Source organism: Halovenus carboxidivorans, assembly GCF_009831575.1.
Classification (GTDB): Archaea; Halobacteriota; Halobacteria; order Halobacteriales; family Haloarculaceae; genus Halovenus; species Halovenus carboxidivorans.
Genome location: NZ_WUUT01000002.1, coordinates 159,913 through 175,927 on the forward strand (window position 1 = coordinate 159,913; position 16,015 = coordinate 175,927).

Consider the following 16,015-nt stretch of genomic DNA (forward strand, 5'->3'; position numbering starts at 1 on the left):
CGGTCAGACGACGCCCTGGCTCACGAGCGCGAACAAGATGGTGACTAGTACTGTGACGGCGACGGCGCCCAGTAGCGGCTTGTTCTCCGCAGCCTTGCGATGGGGCGGCATCGCCTCGTACTCGGCGCGGAACTGCGCCAGGTTCGATTCGTCGAAGAAGTACTTCTCGCTGTAGAAGAACCGTTCGGTGACCGCACAGCCCGTACAGACCGGCTCTCCCGTGACTCGTTCCGTCTGGATGTGGTCGGGACAGTCGATGCTCCCGCAGTTCTCACAGTAGGTGAACGGTCCCTCGTCGCTCTCGCCGCACTGCTGGCAGCGATGGATACCGTCGTCGACGGTGAACCGCGACGGGCCGGCGGCGTAGTAGCCGTAGTGGTAACTGTACGCGCCCAAATCGACGTTCGCCCGGATTCGAGGGACGTACACCGGCGTGATCGACTCGACGGAGATATCGGACTGGTTCGGCTCGCACGTTTTGGTGTAGGTGACGTTGTTGTCGCCGGTGTACTGCACCGTCGTCGTGTGCTCGCGCTGCAGTCGGTCGAGCGACCACTCCTTGTACTCGGTTTCTGTCCGACCGAACCGGCCCACGTCGAACTCGTCGAACGTGGGCGAGAGACGCTGCTCGTCCAACTCGATTCGGTGGTCGAGGTTGGACCCCACGAGGCGGCCCAGGGGCCGCGGGACTCGCTCGGGGCCGTCCCGTGAGGCGTCGACGACGATCTGATCGCGCTCGCGAATCTGGTGTACGATCCCCACGCTCGTCTCGAAGGTGGCGTCGACGCTGGCGGTCACCGACACGACAGGGTGGAACCGCACCCACAACTCGGGATCCGGGACCGCGCTCGGTTCGATGTTCTCGATGTCTCGAAACGCGTCTTCGACGGCCGCCTCGGGACCGCGGGCGGAGTCGTACGGCCGAAGCGTCTCCTCACAGAGGATTTCGATCCGGCCGTTGTACAGGTCCAGTCCGACCTCGTCAGCGAGCGACCGGAGGTCGGTACCGTCGAGCAAGTCGATGGGATACGGGTCGCCGGAGGCCGCCAGTTCCGCGACGTACTCCTCGGCCGGGCCGGTGAACCGCCCGGTCGTGGCGACGATGCCTCGCTTCGGGCCGTCGTAGTCGTAGGTCGCCACCGCCGAGTGAAGCTTCTGGACGACCGGTCTGCCCACGGTGTCCGTGTGTTTGCACTCGACGACCACCGCTCTGGCCTCTCCGTCGACGTGTTCTTCCATCAGGATATCTCTGCCTTCGTCGGCCGTCCGGGCGGCCTGCCTGACGTTCTCGTATCCGAGGTTCCGGAAGACGTCCTCCATCACGTCCTCGAACTCGAACCCCGAGAGGTCGTCGAGCAGCGTCATCCGGTAGCCGACTCGGGGCGAACCCACAAATAACTGTCCGACCTACGGACCGTCGATGGACGAACACACCGACGCCGAGGGAGTCGACCCGCCGGCAGAGAACGTCCCGGGGTGGCTGCCGGACCGAAACAGGTGGGAGCACGCCACGCTGCGGCGGGCGACTCTCCACGGCGTTGCCCTGTTCAACGACGCCGCGTACCACGAGGCCCACGACTGTTTCGAGGCCGAGTGGTACAACTACGGTCGAGGGACTGTCGAGAGCGCGTACGCACGCGGGATGGTGCAGGTCGCCGCCGGCGCGTACAAACACTTCGATTTTCGGGGCGAAACCGCGTCGAGCGATGGGGCACAGTCCGGTGACGACGCCGGCATGCGTAGTCTCTTCCGGACGGCACTCCAGTATCTCCGCGCACCGCCGAACCGCTTCTACGGCGTCGACCTGCTCGACGTCCGAACGACAGTGACGAACGCACTCGATTCGCCTCAGGTCCTCGACGGATGGCGAATCACTCTCGATGGAGCGACTCCCGTCGCCGGAAGAGAATCGTACGAGTACGCCGACTCACTGGAGTGACGACACAGGTTGATATAAAGATTCAGGCGGCCGGGACCAATTATTCATATATTCATGGGTTTACCAGTAATACTGTTTGATCGTCTGATCGGTTGCCCTGGATGGTCAAAATAGTTGAATAAACTACTTTTATGTCGGTGCGAGTTGAACAGTGTACTGAGGGGAACAATGTTACTGGAAGATAAGACTTGTTTGGTAACTGGCGGATCACGCGGGATCGGCCGTGGGATTGCGGAGGAACTGGGCGAACACGGCGCGAACGTGGTCATTAACTACCGTTCCTCGGAGGATGCGGCATACGCCGCGCGGGACGTGATCGAGGACGGTCCGGGGACCGCCGTCGTGGCCCAGGCTGACGTGTCGAACCTCGACGAGGTCGAAGCGATGTACGAGGCGGTGCACAACGAGTTCGGCAACGTCGACGTGCTGGTCAACAACGCCGGTATCACGATGGATACGACCTTCGACAAGATGACCAGAGAGCAGTGGGAGCAGGTCATCGACGTGAATCTCGGAGGAGTGTTTAACTGCACGAAGGTCTGTTACGATGACCTGTGCGAAGCCGATGAAGGGCGGCTGATCAACGTTTCGAGCGTCGTCGGCCAGCAGGGGAACTACGGACAGGCGAACTACGCGACGACCAAGAGCGGACTGTTCGGATTTACGCGAACGATTGCGCTGGAGATGGCACAGGACGGCTCGACCGCAAACTGTGTCGCCCCGGGATTCGTCGAGACGGATATGCTCGCTGACGTGCCGGATCGCGTGCGCGAACAGATTCTCGAACGGATCCCGCTGGATCGCTTCGCCGAGGTGGAGGATATCACCGGTATCGTTCGGTTCCTCGCCAGCTCCGAATCCAGCTACATGACCGGACAGATCCTCGGCGTCAACGGAGGGATGGAGTGGTGAGCGACGTTCATATTGCCGGCGTCGGGATGACGAAGTTCGGAGCCTCGCCCGAGCGGACTGCCAGGGATCTGTTCGCGCAGGCGGCCGGCGAGGCCTTCGACGACTCGGGACTGGATCCCGATGCTGTCGAGGAACTGTTCTACGGCAACTTCATGGGGGAGTTCGCCGAAACGCAGGGCCATCAGGGACCGCTGATGGCCGATGCCGCCAGCGTCTCCGCGCCCGCGACCCGGATCGAATCCGCGTGTGCATCCAGCGGCGTCGCCGTCCGGTACGGCGTCAACCACATCCGCAGCGGCGCGGCAGATGTCGTCCTGGTCGGCGGCGCGGAGCGGATGAAAAACCTCTCGACCCCCGAGGGGACACGGGCGCTCTCGGCGGCCGCCGACGCGCTCTACGAGGTCAAGGCCGGCGTCACCTTCCCCGGCGCGTACTCGCTGATGGCGAACAAGTACTTCGACGAGTTCGGCGGAACGCGGGAGGACCTCGCTCACGTGGCCGTCAAGAACCACGAACACGCCGTCGAGAACGACCTCGCACAGTTCAACCGCGCGATCAGCGTCGAGGACGTACTCGAAGCGCCGACGGTCAGCGCTCCCTTCGGACTGTACGACTGCTCGCCGATGAGCGACGGCGCGGCCGCCGCCGTCCTCGTCAGCGAGGCGTTCGCCGAGGACCACGGAATGGAGACGGACGTGAAGATCACCGGGGTCGGCCAGGCGTCGGACTCGCTGGCCCTGCAGGATCGAGTTTCGATTCCCGAGACCCCCGCCGCCGTCGAGGCCGGTGAGACCGCCTACGAGGACGCCGGCATCGAGCCATCGGACGTCGATGTCGCGGAGGTCCACGACTGCTTCACGATTGCCGAGGTGCTCGCGCTGGAATCGCTGGGCTTCTACGAACCCGGCGAGGCAATCACGGCGGCCCGCGACGGCGAGACGGCAATCGACGGCGAGCTACCGGTGAACCTCTCGGGCGGGCTGAAGGCGAAAGGTCACCCGGTCGGCGCGACCGGTTGTGCGCAGATATCGGAACTGACGAAACTGCTCCGGGGTGACCACGTCAACAGCGACGCGGTCAGTGACGCCGAAATCGGCCTGACGCACAACGCGGGTGGCACCGTCGCGAGCTGTGTCGTCCACGTTCTCGAGGAGGTGGATGCATGAGCGACGCGCGCGACGAGGGGTACGACGACTTCCTCGACGCCGTCGAGGACGACGAGCCGTACTACCTCGAAGGGCCGGACGGCGACGGCTCACTGCCGCCGAAACGCATCGACCCGGCGACCGGGTCACAGGAGCTGACCGAACAGCCGCTCCCGGAGACGGGCGAGATCGAAACGTACACCCAGACACACGTCGCCGCGCCGGATTTCGCGGACGACGCGCCGTTCGTCGTCGCGGTTGCGGACTTCGGGCCGGTCAGCGTGACCGGCCAGATCCGGGGCATGGAGCCGAGTGATGTCGAAATCGGACAGGAAGTGCAGATCGGTGTCGACCGGACAGAGACGACAGACGAGCGGATCCTAGTCTTCGAGCCGGTCTGATCGGCTCGCTCTATTTATTCGCTGGCCGGGTGAGTCGTTCCCCGCGCGAGGGTGTAGATGTTCTCCGCCTCCCCGGAGAGGCTGAACTGCGACGGATCGGGGTACGAACCGAGAACGGCGATGAGATCACCCTCGTTCGTCAGCGTGCCGACGTGGATTCGAACGTCGACAGACTGTCCCGAAATTGTCTGGGTCGTCTCGTACTCCGTGAGATCGACCGACTGATCGAGCATCTGGACCGTCTCCGTCCCGACCTCGACGAGTCCCCCCTGCGGGTCGCCTCGGGCCGAGCGTTTGACCACCTCGCGGATCAGCTGTTTCTCACCGAACTGGTCGAACGGGTTCGCAGACTGCCCGGCGACGCTGACTGTCGGCGTGGTGAACAGCAGGAATCCAGCGGCCCCGTCCGGCGCCGTTCCGGGCGTTTTGCTGTACTCGCTCAGCCAGTTCGTCAGCGAGATGTCTCGCTCCTGGTCGCCGAGGTTGACCGTCTGTTCGATGACCTGCTCGGCCGTGCGCTGGTGCGTGTATCCGGTCTGTGACTGTGCCGGTTCGAGTACCCGAGCAGGCTCTGCCTCACCTTCGATCGGGCCGCCGAACAGCGAACAGCCGGCGAGCGCGGCTGTCACGGCCCCCCCAGTCGTTGCTAATAGCTGCCGTCGAGTCCACATGTCGGGTACGTGGCTGTTCAGGAGTTTATCTCTTTGCCTTCTTGCAACTGCGCCGTCAGTTCGGCACTGTCACCGTGTGCTCCAGTCGACCGACGCCCCCGATTTCGACAGTCACGGTATCGCCGTCCGAGAGCGGACCCACGCCTTCCGGCGTCCCCGTCGCGATCACGTCGCCCGGTTCGAGCGTGAGATAGCTGGTTATCTCGGCGATCAGTTCGGGAATCGAGAAGATGAGATGCTCTCGGGTCGAGGACTGTCGGTTCTCCCCGTTGAGCCACAGGTCGATACTCGCGTCGGCGGGAACGTGCTCAGGATCCGCGACGACCGGTCCGAGCGGCGCGGCGTTGTCGAAGGCCTTGCCGCGCACCCAGTTCTGCTCCTTTCGCTGGTCGTCTCGGTTCGAGAGGTCGACCACGCAGGTGAAGCCGTCGACGTACTCCATGGCCTCGCTCTGGTCGACGTTGCGACACTGCTGGCCGATCACGACGCCGAGTTCGGCCTCGTAGTCGATACGGTCCTTTCCCTCCGGCAGTCGCACGTCGCTGCCGTGGCTGGCCACGGCGTTCGGTGGCTTGAGAAACAGTAGCGGTCGGTCCGGAACCTCCGACCCCATCTCGTCCGCGTGGTCCGCGTAGTTACGACCGATACAGACGATTTTCGAGGGGTCGACCGGCGGGAGAATGTCGACATCGGCCGGGTCGTACTCCCTGTCGGCGAAGGTGAGGACACCGCCGTCGCCGGCGGTCTCGCCCTCGCGTTCGAGCCACTGGCCGGTTCTGACGCTCCCCGACGGATCGCGGAATCTGACGCGTTTCATACCCGCCGGTTCAGGCGGCTCCAAATAATCTGTTGTGGTTCCGCTCAGGCGATGTCTCGGCTCGTGTCGATAGAGACCTCCTCGACCAGATCGAGCTTGATCGTATCGGAGGGAGCGCGGCCGCCGCGGAACTTGGGGATGGCCATCCGGTTTTCGACCTCGTCGCCGGAGACGTCCGTCTCCAAGTGAAAGACGACATCAGCGAAGTGTTCGGTGGTGTCCCGAAGCGGCGGAATGTCTCGGCCTTCGAGACAGTGGAGAATAGCCAGACTGTTCGTGTTGAAAATGTGGTTCTGGAGGTCGTTCATGAACGAGCGGAACCGCGACGGCGGCTCCTGGGACTCCAGTACGTCCAGCGGATCGACGATGAGATTCGAGGTCTCCGGGAGTGCGCTGATTAGCTTGCTCGCGTTGTCAAGCGGTGCCTCTCCGGAGATATGCCGGACCGTCGGATCACCGGTCTCCGTCGGCGTGTTCTCGATGCTGTCCGTGACGGCCTCTGCCGTCCGGTTCAGCGACAGCCACAGCGTTCCGCGGGTTGCGGTGAGCTCGTACAGAAACAGCTCCGCCTGGCTCGACGGCGGCGCGGACAGGGCGACCATGCTCCCCGCGGGGATCCCCCCGTCGAGCTTTCTGTCGAGAACGTCAATTCCCGTCCGCAACCGATCGGTCATCAATACCTTCCTATTCATTACCGACCGTTAAAGATTCCGACTCCCAGAGTATCAACAGCGAAAGTACCGCTGTGAGTACATCACGAGCGGCTTTTTACGGGTCTGATGAAATCCCGCCGCGGCGAGAACGTCCCCGTCGAGGGGGGCCGGAGGTGAGGTGACCGGCCACCCTGGTCCAGGCCTGCCGGATCTGTGGATCCTCCAGCGGGGAGTCGACGGATCGGACGGTAACCAGGACTCGCCTGTCGGCGTGTGGGGCCGGTTCTGCGGGGGAGTCGGTCTCTCTGAGTACCGTCCCGACAACGTCCGTTCCGAGTTCGCGCGCCGTCCGCGCAGTCGTGTCGGCGTCGGCCAGTGACGCAGGCTGGTCCGTCGAGACGACGACGGCTCGGCTGGCGTGGCGCAACGGCCGAACAGCGTCGGGGCCGACTCCCGGCGGACAGTCGAGGATGACGGGGTCGTGCCAGTCGGCCAGGCGGGCGAGGGCCGTGTCGACGTTCGAGCGGTCGCCGGCAGTGAGACACCGCACCCCCGGTGCGGCGGTCGAGAACTGCCAGGCGCGTTCGAGAGCGGTCCCGCTCGCCAGGTCGTCGATACCTCCGGGAGCCTCGATACCGAGGAGGTGATGCAGGTCCGGCATATCGGTGTCACAGTCGACGAGAATCGGATCGCGTCCCTGTCGGGCCAGCGCGCGGGCGACGCCGACCGCCGTGGTTGTCTTGCCGCTGCCGCCCTTCCCGCCCGCGATTGCGAACATGGAGTGGCGTGGTCGCCCGCTGGTATTTGAACCTCAGTCCCGGCCGTGGCGAGTGAGACAGTGCGGGAGCCCGATCAACTCCACCGGTTCGGAGTTGTCCGGCGAGTAGACCACCATCTGTCCTTTCTCCATGTACGGCACCTTGGATTCGAGGTTGGCGGGGATGTTGACCGCGCTGATCGCGTCCTCGTCGCCGAGGTTGAGCACGATGGTCGTGTTGATCTGCTTGAACACGGGGTCGGCGATATCCTGTGGATCCTGGGTGATGAGAAAGAGACCGAGTCGTTCCTTGCGGCCCTGTTTGGCCGCGTCGGTGAACTTCCCGATGACGCGCTTGGCCTGTACCGTGTCCGCGTCGGTCAGGAAGTTGTGCGCCTCGTCCATTCCGACGATCAGCGGCGTCTCCTTGATCCGGTCGTACTGCGGATCGTTCGAGAGTTTCTGATCGACCAGCAGCGAGGACAGCGCCAACACGACGGTCTCGGCCGCTCGGCTGTCGGTGATGTGATAGGTCGGGACGACGCTCAGTCTGCCCGGCCGGACGAACTCGTGGATCATCTCCGTGATCGGACGGGCGTCGCCGTCGAAGACACCGCCGAACCCGCGGGCGCGACGGGAGACGGCATCGAAGGTCGCCTCGTGGACTCGGCCGCTCTCGTCGAGTTCCTCCTTGAGCGCGGGGTCGTCGAGAAACGAGAGGAACTGGTCGTACGTTCCGCCCTGGCCGTAGTTCTCGCGGAACCTGTCGAGTAACACGTGGACCAGGGCGTTGTACTGGTTCTCGTTGAGGCCGCTCCCGGCGATCAGCCAGGGGTTGTCGTGGACCATCGAGAACGGAATGGTGAACTCGACCTGTTCGGCGCGGTGGTGGCTCGCGGAGTACGACGCAGATCCGACCTTCGGAACGAAGGCAACGGTGTCGTCGTGGCCGCCGTGTGCGATTCCCTGGGTATCGAACTCGCGGGCGACCTCGTCGTCGTACTCCCCGTCGTCGTGCATCTGGGCGTACTCGTCCTGCGGGTCGAACTGGACGATGGCCGGCCGGACCGTTCGGTCACCGCCGCTCTCGATCGGATATCGCCGCTCGTCGTCGAGATACTGCCGCAGGATGTTCTTCGCGGCGTGGGTCTTCCCGGAGCCAGTCCCGCCGGCGATGAGAGTGTGTCGGAAGATGAGCGGATCCCCGGCCTCGTAGTCGTCTTTCAGTCGGTAGTCGATCGTCGGCGGCTCTGCCGCGGTTCTGACTTTCTGGCCGCCGACAGCGAGATGACCCAGAAACACGCCGTCTTCGGGCATCTTCAGGCCGGTCTTGATCTCCGCCTTGTCGGCCGCCTGTTCGATCACCGTCTCCGGTTTCGGCACGCGGTCGGTCATCCGCCGTTTCAGTTCACCGCCTTCCTCGTAGAGCACGGCGACGGGGTCGAGCGTCGCCATCAGTTTGAAGTCCTCCTCGTCGATGCCGTCGCTTCGCATCGCGCGGCGGGCGTGAATCTCCGTCGCGTCGTCGGCGCGGTACTCCTGGCTGTACGCCAGCGCCTCGATCCGACAGAAGAGCCGTTCGCCGTCGGGATACGGGGCGAGGAGATACGATCCGATCCGGACGTTCGAGCGATTGCCCGCAGTGATGTACGCACGCAGATCCGTGTCCTCCTCGTCTTCGCTGATCCGAAGACCCGTCGACGCCGAGAGCACGCCGATACCGCGGTCGGTCCCGGCCGGCGTCGCCTCGTACGTCCGGAACTCGTCGTCAGTTGTCGAATCCGGCCCGCCGGTCGGCGTCGTCCTCTCCTCGGGGCCGTCGCCGGTGGCGGACGGGTCCGTTTCGGTGTCGTCGTCCGCCGTCGAGTCGTCAGTCAAATCGCTGCTGAAATCGCCGAGATCGGTCATTACTCCCACTAAACACCGCCACTGACAAACCCGTTTCCCCGCCGCCACCGCCGGCGGAGCCTGCCACCAACTCCGGGACGAGTTCGACACATGTCGTATATAGATTTAAGTTTTGTCGTAACATAATCATACGTGATGACACCACAACCGTACGAGGGCGGCGGCGGAGCGGACCAGACAGACGGCACGGTACAGTTCGCTTGCCCGGATTGTTCGGAAGACCTCACGAGACGGGGAGCGGCGATTCCCTGCCCGGAATGCGGATACGTTCCCCGACAAGGCGCCGACTGACCAACGCTGATATCTGTCCACAGCCGTAAGGTACGGCCATGACCACAGGTTCCGGGGGGTGGCGGTGATGGTTGCTCTGTTCGGGACAGATGTTCTGCTCTTTCTGCTGATCGGACTGCTGGCGGGAGCACACTGTATCGGGATGTGCGGGCCGCTGGTGACGATCTACGCGAAACAGATGGGCGGGACGCGAACGGACGGCGGTGAGCCGGCGGCGGCGACCCCCGGCGGCCGCCGACGGGCCCATCTCACGCTGTACGAGGTCCGACAGCACGCGCTGTTCAACCTCGGCCGGACACTGAGTTACACCGTTATCGGGGCGCTCGTCGGGGCTCTCGGCGGCGCGGTTTTTCTCGGTGCGGGCGAACTCGCGGCGACAGCGAACACGGTCAGGGGGGTGTTCGGCGTCGTCATCGGCGCGTTCGTGATTCTCACAGGCGGCGTCTACGTGCTGGGCCGAGTCTCCGTCGGTGTCGGTCTCCCGGGGACCGAGCGCATCACGGCCTACCTGACGGGGGCCGTCGACCGTCTCGCGAACGGTCCCGGCATCGTCGGTCTCGGCGCAGTCCACGGCCTGCTCCCCTGTCCGATCCTGTATCCGGCGTATCTGTACGCGTTCTCGACCGGATCGCCGGTCGCCGGCGGCATCGCCCTGTTCGCGCTGGGCGTGGGAACGGTGCCGACGGTGTTCGCCTACGGGACGATCATCGAGAGCGTCGGTGCAACGCACCGCCAGCGACTCCACCGTGTCCTCGGTGGTCTGTTCGTCGTCCTCGGGTACGTCCTGTTCGCTCACGGGCTGATGGCGCTGGGGGTCCACATCCCCCACCCGCGGCTCCCGTTCTGGGATCCGCTCGGTGCGCCGATCTAACGGGCCGGAGATCCGCTGACGCGGTGGCTACGGCCGACCGAGTCAGGCTTCGACCGACTCCGTGGCCTCCTCGGAAACGTCCTGTACCTGTTCCTGGAACTCCTCGGCCTGCTCCTGCATCTCCTCGATCTGGGTGCCGATTTCGTCGACGGTTTCGACGGACTGATCTTCGAGTTCCTCGTGCGCGTCGTACAGCAGATCGAGTTGTTCGTCCAACATCTCCAGGTACTCCTGATTCATTTCGTCCGCCGCGCTCACCGCCTCGTCGAACTCCTCCGTCACGTTCTCGAACAGCTCCTCGTGGTTGTCCAGCAGTGTTTCGTACTGCTCGTCGACGGTCGTCCGCAGTTCAGCTATCGTATCCTCCATTCCCGGGACGTTCGTCTCCAGCGCATCGAGAATGCCGTGAAGCAGGTCTCGGTTGACCTCGACCGCGTTTCGTTGGATCGACCGGGTTGCTTCCATGCTGTCCAGGGCCGTCTCACCGACACGCTGTTGTAGATCGAACGTCTGTTCGATTGCGGTCTGTCCCTGCTCGATGGATGTTCGTTGCAGTTCGAACGTCGTCTTGAGCGGCTGTGTGTAATCAACCATCGCTACAAGTGTTGTTTAGTTAACACTCACTATAAATTTTCCCCACACAGAGTCAGGGAAAACCAACTGATGGTGATAGGCGGGAATGCGATAACTACACGCCACGTAGCAGTAGGTATCCCGTCTGCATCGCGTGACCGTCGGGACGCAGATAGAGCAGAGCGAATAGAGTTCGATACTGTGTGAAACAGTCGTCCCCGGTGGACACAGACGCCGATCCGATTTTCCCCGCACAACCGATTGTCGTTGGGACTCTGCCGACTCGACGCCGAGTAGTTAGCCGTCCCGACTTCGACGACACGCGTCGATTGAGTTCGTGCGTCTGCAGAGTTCACCGCGTGCCGCGGACGGGCGAGTCGGGTCAGACTGATTACCGCTCGTCCGCCGATTTGATTCCTTCGTCAGTGATGATACTGTCGAGGAGTCTGGTCGGTGTCGCGTCGTAGGCGGGGTTTTCGATCTCGAAGCCCTCCGCCGGTTCGCGCATCACTTCACTCGCCACGCGGTGTTCGTTCTGGAAGGCGAACCCGCCGTCGACTAGTTTCGCTGACGAGCCGACGATGTCGACCGGGACTCCGGCATCGGCGGCCGCCGCCGCGATGGGATAGGTGCCCACTCGATTGTACAGCGTATCCTCGACCACGCAGGTCATCCCGAGCAGAACCCGGTCGACCGAGGAGAGCGCGTGGCCGCAGGCGCTGTCGACGATCAGCGTGGTGTCGACCGACTCGTACTCCGCGAGGCGTCGAGCCATCTTCCGCCCGATAAATCGCGGTCGCGCCTCCGTCACGTAGACGTCGAACGATTTCCCCTCCTCGACGGCACGAGTCACCGCGGAGAGCACCGTCGTCGAGTAATCGTGCGTGAGCAGAGTCTCCCCGTCCTCTAACTGTTCGGCCGCCAACTCGGCGGCGTTGCGCTTACCGGCCTCGACCTGTTCGATCACCTCGTCGATGATCGCGTTCGTCTCCGCCTGTGCCTGTTCGACAGTTTCGAAATCGAGTTCGGCGACGTGTTCGACGATCCGACGCTGGGTGTTGTGCAGGGACGCGTGGGAGGGATTCGCTCGCTGGAGGGCTCTACTGTTCCGTTCGAGCGCGCGCTGATACTCCGCCACGGTCGGAAACTCCCGGTCGGTGATCTCTCGGAGCGCCCGGGCCGCTTTGACGGCCACGACGGAGGAACTGTGAGTCTGCATGTCCGCAATTTCGCCCGCAGTCTCGTCGATCATGTCTCACCATTCGAAGGGGCGCATAAAGTGGTTTCTGCCCTGGTGTGTCTCGGCGGAGACGGCGGCCGGGGGGCTCGCGACGCACAAGTAACCCGGAAAATCAGAGCGAGCGATCAGTCGATGTGGCCTTCTCGCCGGAGCTGATCGGCGGCCTGGCTGTCGTAGCGCCACTCGATGTCGCCTTTCTCGTCCTGCCAGTCCCACGGGTCGACGAGGACGACATCGCCTTTTTCGATCCAGACGCGGTATTTCATCCGCCCTGGGATTCGTCCCATCCGTCGCTCGCCGTCTTCACACTGGAGGCTCACGTGATTTCCGCCGTCGTGGCTTTCGACCACAGCGAATAGCTCGTCGTCGTTGGGCATTCGGAGATTCTTGTGCCCTCGTTCTTCTGTCACACCTCTAGTAGGCCCCCCACGTATGTAAACCCCCGCGAGGTCGGTGGTACCCTTCCCCACGCCGTCGGTGCGTTCGATCGGTGACACGGCTACCTCATTCCGAGCGATCAGGATCGGTCTCGTCCGTCCGCTGGGGCCGCCCGCCCGGTTCGATGTCGGGAGTTCCACCGCGGACGCGCGGTGTCGGACTCCCACGGTATCCTCCGGGCTGTGATCCGTCCATATCGACCTGTAGCTCCCCGCTGGTGTCGTCGAAGAACAGGTGGGAGTGGGGGTAGGCAATCTCGACGTCCGTCCCCTCGAACGCCTCCCAGACGTTCGTCTGGACCTTCGACTTGACGGTCTGTATCCGGTACGGCTCCGTCGCCCAGTACCGGAGCCGGAGCAGGACACCGTGGTCTCCGAACTCGCTGATCAGGCAGTCCGGTCCAGCGGGGTAGCGAGCGTTCCCGACTCTGATTCGCGGTCCGCCGGAGATGACGTCTTCGACGGCTCGGGCGCTGTCCTCGATTTTCTCCCGGGCCGCCGACAGATTACTCTCGTAGGTAATCAGGATGTCGAGGGACAGGCGGACCCGGGTATCCTCCGCGGAGTAGTTCATCACGTCCCGCGACCGCATCTCGCCGTTGGGCACGACCAGAAAGGTGTTGTCGAGTGTGAATATTTTCGTGTACCGGAGCGTGATGTCCTCGACGAACCCCCGAGTACCGCGATCGGTCAACTCGATCATATCTCCGATCTCGTAGGGCTGATCGGCGAGCAGGAAGATGCCGCTGATGACGCTCCCGACGATCGGGGCGAGAATGACACCAACCACCGCCGAGAAGACCGTCACCGACAGGGCGATGTTCCCGAGATCGAGGCCGTTGATCCGCAGGAGGGTGAGTAGCCCGAAGATGTAGACGCCGACTCTGATTCCCGCCAGGGAAACGCGAGTCAGACTCGGTCGGTCCACGTACTGCGCGATTCGGCGGCTGAACACGCGGACGAGTAGCCGCGCTATCGCCCAGGTAAGCACGATGACCAGCATCGAGGCGACGAGATCGACCGCAACGTCAGGGACCTGACTCGGAAGCCAGCTCGGGCGCCCCACGGGGCCGATGCGACCCGAGAATATCCCCACTATCTGTCCCAGCAGAGCCATGCCCGTCCAGAGATTGTCCCCGTAAAAAAGGGTTGTGTCCCGGTCTCAGTCCTCGGGGAGAATGTACAGTTCGTCGTCGCCGCGGAAGACACGGACCGTCTCCGCGGTCGTATCCACGAACGGCGGCCGAGGGACGGATTTCGTCTCGTAGGTCTCGGGATCGAGCACCTGTACGGCGTGTTCGTCCTCGACCGCGACGAGCGTCGTCTCCTCGGCCTCCGCTGCCCACCCGAGTCGCGTCGCATCGGGGGCGCTGCCGTCCTCGAAGGGCGTCTCGTACTGCTCGCCGTCTTTGAGTCGGGTTCCGCGCATCATCTCCCGGGCGCTCTCGACGAGCACCGGCCCGTCGCCGTCACCGGGGTCGACCACCTCGCCGGGTCGGTACGGCGGCAGGCGAACGGCGAAGGTCACCCGATAGAGTTCGTTGCCGTCCTCGTCTTCGGTCACCAGCGTCTCGTGGTCGGTGAACTCGCCCCCGAGTTCGTCGGTCACCCGGCGGGCGATCTGTTCACCCAGCCGTGTCGTCGACAGCCGCATGTCGAGACCGCCTTCGACCTCGCTCACCTCGGTGATGAACGCCTCGCGGTCCCCTTTGTCTTCGAGTTCCTCGACCAGCGCGTGTGCGATCTCCTGGGCCCGTGCCTGCTCGTCCTCGGTCGGATCGCGGTCGACGGCTCGGAGCTGCACGACCCCGGCGTAAGAGCCGCCGGCGATGCGGCCACACCGCGTGCAGGTCTCGCGACCGATCTTCACCGGCACCGTCAGTTCCTCAGAGAGTGCCGTCTCCCGGAGCACGCCCGAAAACTGTACGTGCATCTTGATCGTCGTCTGGTCGACCTGTTCGGGGGCGACCTGCCAGGAGATGCCCGTCGCGTCGACGTGAACCGACAGCGCGTCGGTCAGTTCGTCGATAGCGATGTCGGTGTAATCCTCCGCGCCGACGTCGACCCAGCGATTCCCCCGGTGGACCGCACCACACTGTGCGCAGACGCTGATCTCGATCCGGTCGGGAGCGTCCACGAGGTCGTATTCGTCGATATAACAGGCGTCGCAGAGTCGGTCCTCGCCCCGTCGGGGCTCTGTTTGTCGGTCGATCTGCTCCCCGCACCGCGGACAGAACGCCCCAGATCGGCTCATACAGACGATTCGCCGCTCGCGTTTGTAAACACCACGTTCACAGGTCGAGGTCGTCGGTCGTATCCAGCACGTCACCGCCGTCGACGGCATCGGAGAGGGACTCTTCGAGCAAATCCAGCCGATCCAGCATCTCCTCGCGCTGAGACGCCGCGACGGCCGCGGGGTCCGGCAGGCTGTCGCTCTCTCGGATCTCCGTTTCGCGCTCCTCGTCGAAGAAATCGTCCGCCTCCAGCGCGGCAATCCGGTCTCGCCAGGCGCTCAGTTCGTCCCGACGGGCTTCGAGGGTATCGCGCTCGCGCGAGCGAACGGGTTCCAACTGCTCGACGCCGTCGGGCTCGTACACCTCGACGAGCTGGTTGAATTTCTTGATGTGTTTATTGCTCCGAGTGGGCATATGCCTCTGTCATCGGACCGGACTCGTTTCAAGGTTGCGTGCGGACCGACCGGGGGCAGGTTCTTTTAACCGTACGAGCGAACTATCCGGTATGGGACTGCTCAGCTCGGTCCGACAACTGCTGGGGATCACCGCCGAGAGGACGGCCACGCAGGGGGCCGACCCCGACGGTCTCTTCGAGATGAGCACCGCGACGCTGACGATGGAGGCGAACCTGGGCTTCGTTCCGACGGGGGAGGCGGCGCTCTGTTTCGGGGATGTCGATTCGACGGCGTTTCGTGACGCCGTCGAGGAGGTCCGGGAGATTCTAACCGTCGGTGAGTCGGGGACCGTCTCCGAGTTCGGAGAGGACGAGTACGGCTATCAGTGGATCGTACTCCGGGCCGAGGAGTTCGAGGAACTCGTCACTGGGATCCACTTCACTTCGGATACGCTGATCGAACGCCAGTACGGATCCCGGCTGCAAGCGGCAGTCTTCCCCTTCGAGGCGTCCGAGCGGGCGTCGCTCCCCTCCGGCGACCTCGCCTACTGGATCTACTCGTTTCGTCGCGGGGAGTTCTACCCCTTCGTCCCCGACGGCGCGCAGTCACGGGACCGGTCGACGGAACTGAAACTAGCGAGCGTTCTCGACGGCGAACTCACGGTTGAAGACGACCGCGAGTACTGGTATCCGCTCTGGCCGGACACGCCCGGCGGACGCCCCTGGGAGTGAGCTGACTTTCCAGCAGTAACGAAACCCCCGGCTGTAGTTA

At 63.9% G+C, this 16,015-nt stretch carries 18 protein-coding genes; 6 read left to right on the plus strand and 12 right to left on the minus strand.

The genetic code is table 11. The features are described from left to right. Positions 1 to 3 precede the first annotated feature (3 nt). Positions 4 to 1,365, minus strand: coding sequence for a restriction endonuclease (locus tag GRX03_RS06250; protein WP_159763350.1), 1,362 nt, complete (start codon positions 1,363 to 1,365; stop codon positions 4 to 6). A 55-nt stretch (positions 1,366 to 1,420) separates the two neighbouring features. On the opposite strand from GRX03_RS06250, the gene GRX03_RS06255 reads away from it, so the two are divergent. The 4 genes from GRX03_RS06255 to GRX03_RS06270 all read left to right on the plus strand — a co-directional run bounded on the left by GRX03_RS06255 (position 1,421) and on the right by GRX03_RS06270 (position 4,397). Further along, entirely contained in the window at positions 1,421 to 1,939 is a 519-nt protein-coding gene (locus GRX03_RS06255; RefSeq protein ID WP_159763351.1) for a DUF309 domain-containing protein, read from the plus strand. Positions 1,940 to 2,107: 168 nt separating this feature from the next. Then, complete coding sequence (gene fabG / locus GRX03_RS06260) at positions 2,108 to 2,851, plus strand: 3-oxoacyl-ACP reductase FabG (protein WP_159763352.1); 744 nt, start codon at positions 2,108 to 2,110, stop codon at positions 2,849 to 2,851. Then, entirely contained in the window at positions 2,848 to 4,017 is a 1,170-nt protein-coding gene (locus tag GRX03_RS06265) for a thiolase domain-containing protein (RefSeq protein ID WP_368278098.1), read from the plus strand. The genes fabG and GRX03_RS06265 overlap by 4 nt, the downstream gene beginning before the upstream one ends. Continuing rightward, positions 4,014 to 4,397: a Zn-ribbon domain-containing OB-fold protein gene (locus GRX03_RS06270; protein WP_159763353.1), complete on the plus strand. Its 384-nt coding sequence runs from the start codon at positions 4,014 to 4,016 to the stop codon at positions 4,395 to 4,397. Before GRX03_RS06265 ends, GRX03_RS06270 begins: the two co-directional genes overlap by 4 nt. A gap of 14 nt (positions 4,398 to 4,411) precedes the next feature. Here the strand turns inward: GRX03_RS06270 and GRX03_RS06275 are convergent, their stop codons facing one another. From GRX03_RS06275 to GRX03_RS06295, 5 genes are all read right to left on the minus strand, one after another. Beyond that, complete coding sequence (locus tag GRX03_RS06275; RefSeq protein ID WP_159763354.1) at positions 4,412 to 5,068, minus strand: DUF6517 family protein; 657 nt, start codon at positions 5,066 to 5,068, stop codon at positions 4,412 to 4,414. A 55-nt stretch (positions 5,069 to 5,123) separates the two neighbouring features. Continuing rightward, positions 5,124 to 5,885, minus strand: a complete 762-nt coding sequence (locus tag GRX03_RS06280) for a fumarylacetoacetate hydrolase family protein (RefSeq protein ID WP_159763355.1) — start codon at positions 5,883 to 5,885, stop codon at positions 5,124 to 5,126. A gap of 44 nt (positions 5,886 to 5,929) precedes the next feature. Further along, positions 5,930 to 6,559 carry an RAD55 family ATPase gene (locus GRX03_RS06285; RefSeq protein WP_159763356.1) on the minus strand — a complete coding sequence of 210 codons (630 nt, stop codon included), beginning with the start codon at positions 6,557 to 6,559 and terminating at the stop codon, positions 5,930 to 5,932. Between the two features lie 94 nt (positions 6,560 to 6,653). Next, a complete protein-coding gene (locus GRX03_RS06290; RefSeq protein WP_159763357.1) occupies positions 6,654 to 7,316 on the minus strand; it encodes a MinD/ParA family ATP-binding protein in 663 nt (220 codons plus the stop codon). A gap of 33 nt (positions 7,317 to 7,349) precedes the next feature. Then, positions 7,350 to 9,203: an ATP-binding protein gene (locus tag GRX03_RS06295; protein WP_159763358.1), complete on the minus strand. Its 1,854-nt coding sequence runs from the start codon at positions 9,201 to 9,203 to the stop codon at positions 7,350 to 7,352. A gap of 358 nt (positions 9,204 to 9,561) precedes the next feature. Between GRX03_RS06295 and GRX03_RS06300 the strand changes: the two genes are divergently transcribed. Beyond that, positions 9,562 to 10,365 (plus strand): sulfite exporter TauE/SafE family protein, encoded by an 804-nt coding sequence (locus GRX03_RS06300; protein WP_159763359.1) that lies wholly within the window; start codon positions 9,562 to 9,564, stop codon positions 10,363 to 10,365. Positions 10,366 to 10,407: 42 nt separating this feature from the next. Here GRX03_RS06300 and GRX03_RS06305 read toward each other — a convergent pair whose 3' ends face one another. The 6 genes from GRX03_RS06305 to GRX03_RS06330 form a co-directional block, all read right to left on the minus strand. Next, positions 10,408 to 10,959: a hypothetical protein gene (locus GRX03_RS06305; protein ID WP_159763360.1), complete on the minus strand. Its 552-nt coding sequence runs from the start codon at positions 10,957 to 10,959 to the stop codon at positions 10,408 to 10,410. Between the two features lie 370 nt (positions 10,960 to 11,329). After that, the gene (locus tag GRX03_RS06310; protein ID WP_159763361.1) at positions 11,330 to 12,190 is read right to left on the minus strand and encodes a translation initiation factor eIF-2B; all 861 of its coding nucleotides are present in this window, start codon (positions 12,188 to 12,190) and stop codon (positions 11,330 to 11,332) included. Positions 12,191 to 12,303: 113 nt separating this feature from the next. After that, entirely contained in the window at positions 12,304 to 12,588 is a 285-nt protein-coding gene (locus GRX03_RS06315; RefSeq protein ID WP_368278101.1) for a translation initiation factor eIF-1A, read from the minus strand. 94 nt (positions 12,589 to 12,682) lie between these two features. Beyond that, positions 12,683 to 13,618: a mechanosensitive ion channel family protein gene (locus tag GRX03_RS06320; RefSeq protein WP_394351727.1), complete on the minus strand. Its 936-nt coding sequence runs from the start codon at positions 13,616 to 13,618 to the stop codon at positions 12,683 to 12,685. 159 nt (positions 13,619 to 13,777) lie between these two features. Further along, positions 13,778 to 14,869: a 60S ribosomal export protein NMD3 gene (locus GRX03_RS06325; RefSeq protein ID WP_159763363.1), complete on the minus strand. Its 1,092-nt coding sequence runs from the start codon at positions 14,867 to 14,869 to the stop codon at positions 13,778 to 13,780. Between the two features lie 37 nt (positions 14,870 to 14,906). Beyond that, complete coding sequence (locus tag GRX03_RS06330) at positions 14,907 to 15,263, minus strand: hypothetical protein (protein ID WP_159763364.1); 357 nt, start codon at positions 15,261 to 15,263, stop codon at positions 14,907 to 14,909. Between the two features lie 91 nt (positions 15,264 to 15,354). Between GRX03_RS06330 and pspAB the strand changes: the two genes are divergently transcribed. Next, positions 15,355 to 15,975 (plus strand): PspA-associated protein PspAB, encoded by a 621-nt coding sequence (gene pspAB, locus GRX03_RS06335; RefSeq protein WP_159763365.1) that lies wholly within the window; start codon positions 15,355 to 15,357, stop codon positions 15,973 to 15,975. The last annotated feature ends 40 nt before the right edge of the window (positions 15,976 to 16,015 follow it).

Excerpts from the sequence above, each read along its gene's own strand:
- GRX03_RS06250 (WP_159763350.1), bottom strand. The coding sequence starts at position 1,365 with ATGACGCTGCTCGACGACCTCTCGGGGTTCGAGTTCGAGGACGTGATG.
- GRX03_RS06255 (WP_159763351.1), top strand. The coding sequence starts at position 1,421 with ATGGACGAACACACCGACGCCGAGGGAGTCGACCCGCCGGCAGAGAAC.
- fabG (WP_159763352.1), top strand. The coding sequence starts at position 2,108 with ATGTTACTGGAAGATAAGACTTGTTTGGTAACTGGCGGATCACGCGGG.
- GRX03_RS06270 (WP_159763353.1), top strand. The coding sequence starts at position 4,014 with ATGAGCGACGCGCGCGACGAGGGGTACGACGACTTCCTCGACGCCGTC.
- GRX03_RS06275 (WP_159763354.1), bottom strand. The coding sequence starts at position 5,068 with ATGTGGACTCGACGGCAGCTATTAGCAACGACTGGGGGGGCCGTGACA.
- GRX03_RS06280 (WP_159763355.1), bottom strand. The coding sequence starts at position 5,885 with ATGAAACGCGTCAGATTCCGCGATCCGTCGGGGAGCGTCAGAACCGGC.
- GRX03_RS06285 (WP_159763356.1), bottom strand. The coding sequence starts at position 6,559 with ATGACCGATCGGTTGCGGACGGGAATTGACGTTCTCGACAGAAAGCTC.
- GRX03_RS06290 (WP_159763357.1), bottom strand. The coding sequence starts at position 7,316 with ATGTTCGCAATCGCGGGCGGGAAGGGCGGCAGCGGCAAGACAACCACG.
- GRX03_RS06295 (WP_159763358.1), bottom strand. The coding sequence starts at position 9,203 with ATGACCGATCTCGGCGATTTCAGCAGCGATTTGACTGACGACTCGACG.
- GRX03_RS06300 (WP_159763359.1), top strand. The coding sequence starts at position 9,562 with ATGGTTGCTCTGTTCGGGACAGATGTTCTGCTCTTTCTGCTGATCGGA.
- GRX03_RS06305 (WP_159763360.1), bottom strand. The coding sequence starts at position 10,959 with ATGGTTGATTACACACAGCCGCTCAAGACGACGTTCGAACTGCAACGA.
- GRX03_RS06310 (WP_159763361.1), bottom strand. The coding sequence starts at position 12,190 with ATGATCGACGAGACTGCGGGCGAAATTGCGGACATGCAGACTCACAGT.
- GRX03_RS06320 (WP_394351727.1), bottom strand. The coding sequence starts at position 13,618 with ATGCTGGTCATCGTGCTTACCTGGGCGATAGCGCGGCTACTCGTCCGC.
- GRX03_RS06325 (WP_159763363.1), bottom strand. The coding sequence starts at position 14,869 with ATGAGCCGATCTGGGGCGTTCTGTCCGCGGTGCGGGGAGCAGATCGAC.
- GRX03_RS06330 (WP_159763364.1), bottom strand. The coding sequence starts at position 15,263 with ATGCCCACTCGGAGCAATAAACACATCAAGAAATTCAACCAGCTCGTC.
- pspAB (WP_159763365.1), top strand. The coding sequence starts at position 15,355 with ATGGGACTGCTCAGCTCGGTCCGACAACTGCTGGGGATCACCGCCGAG.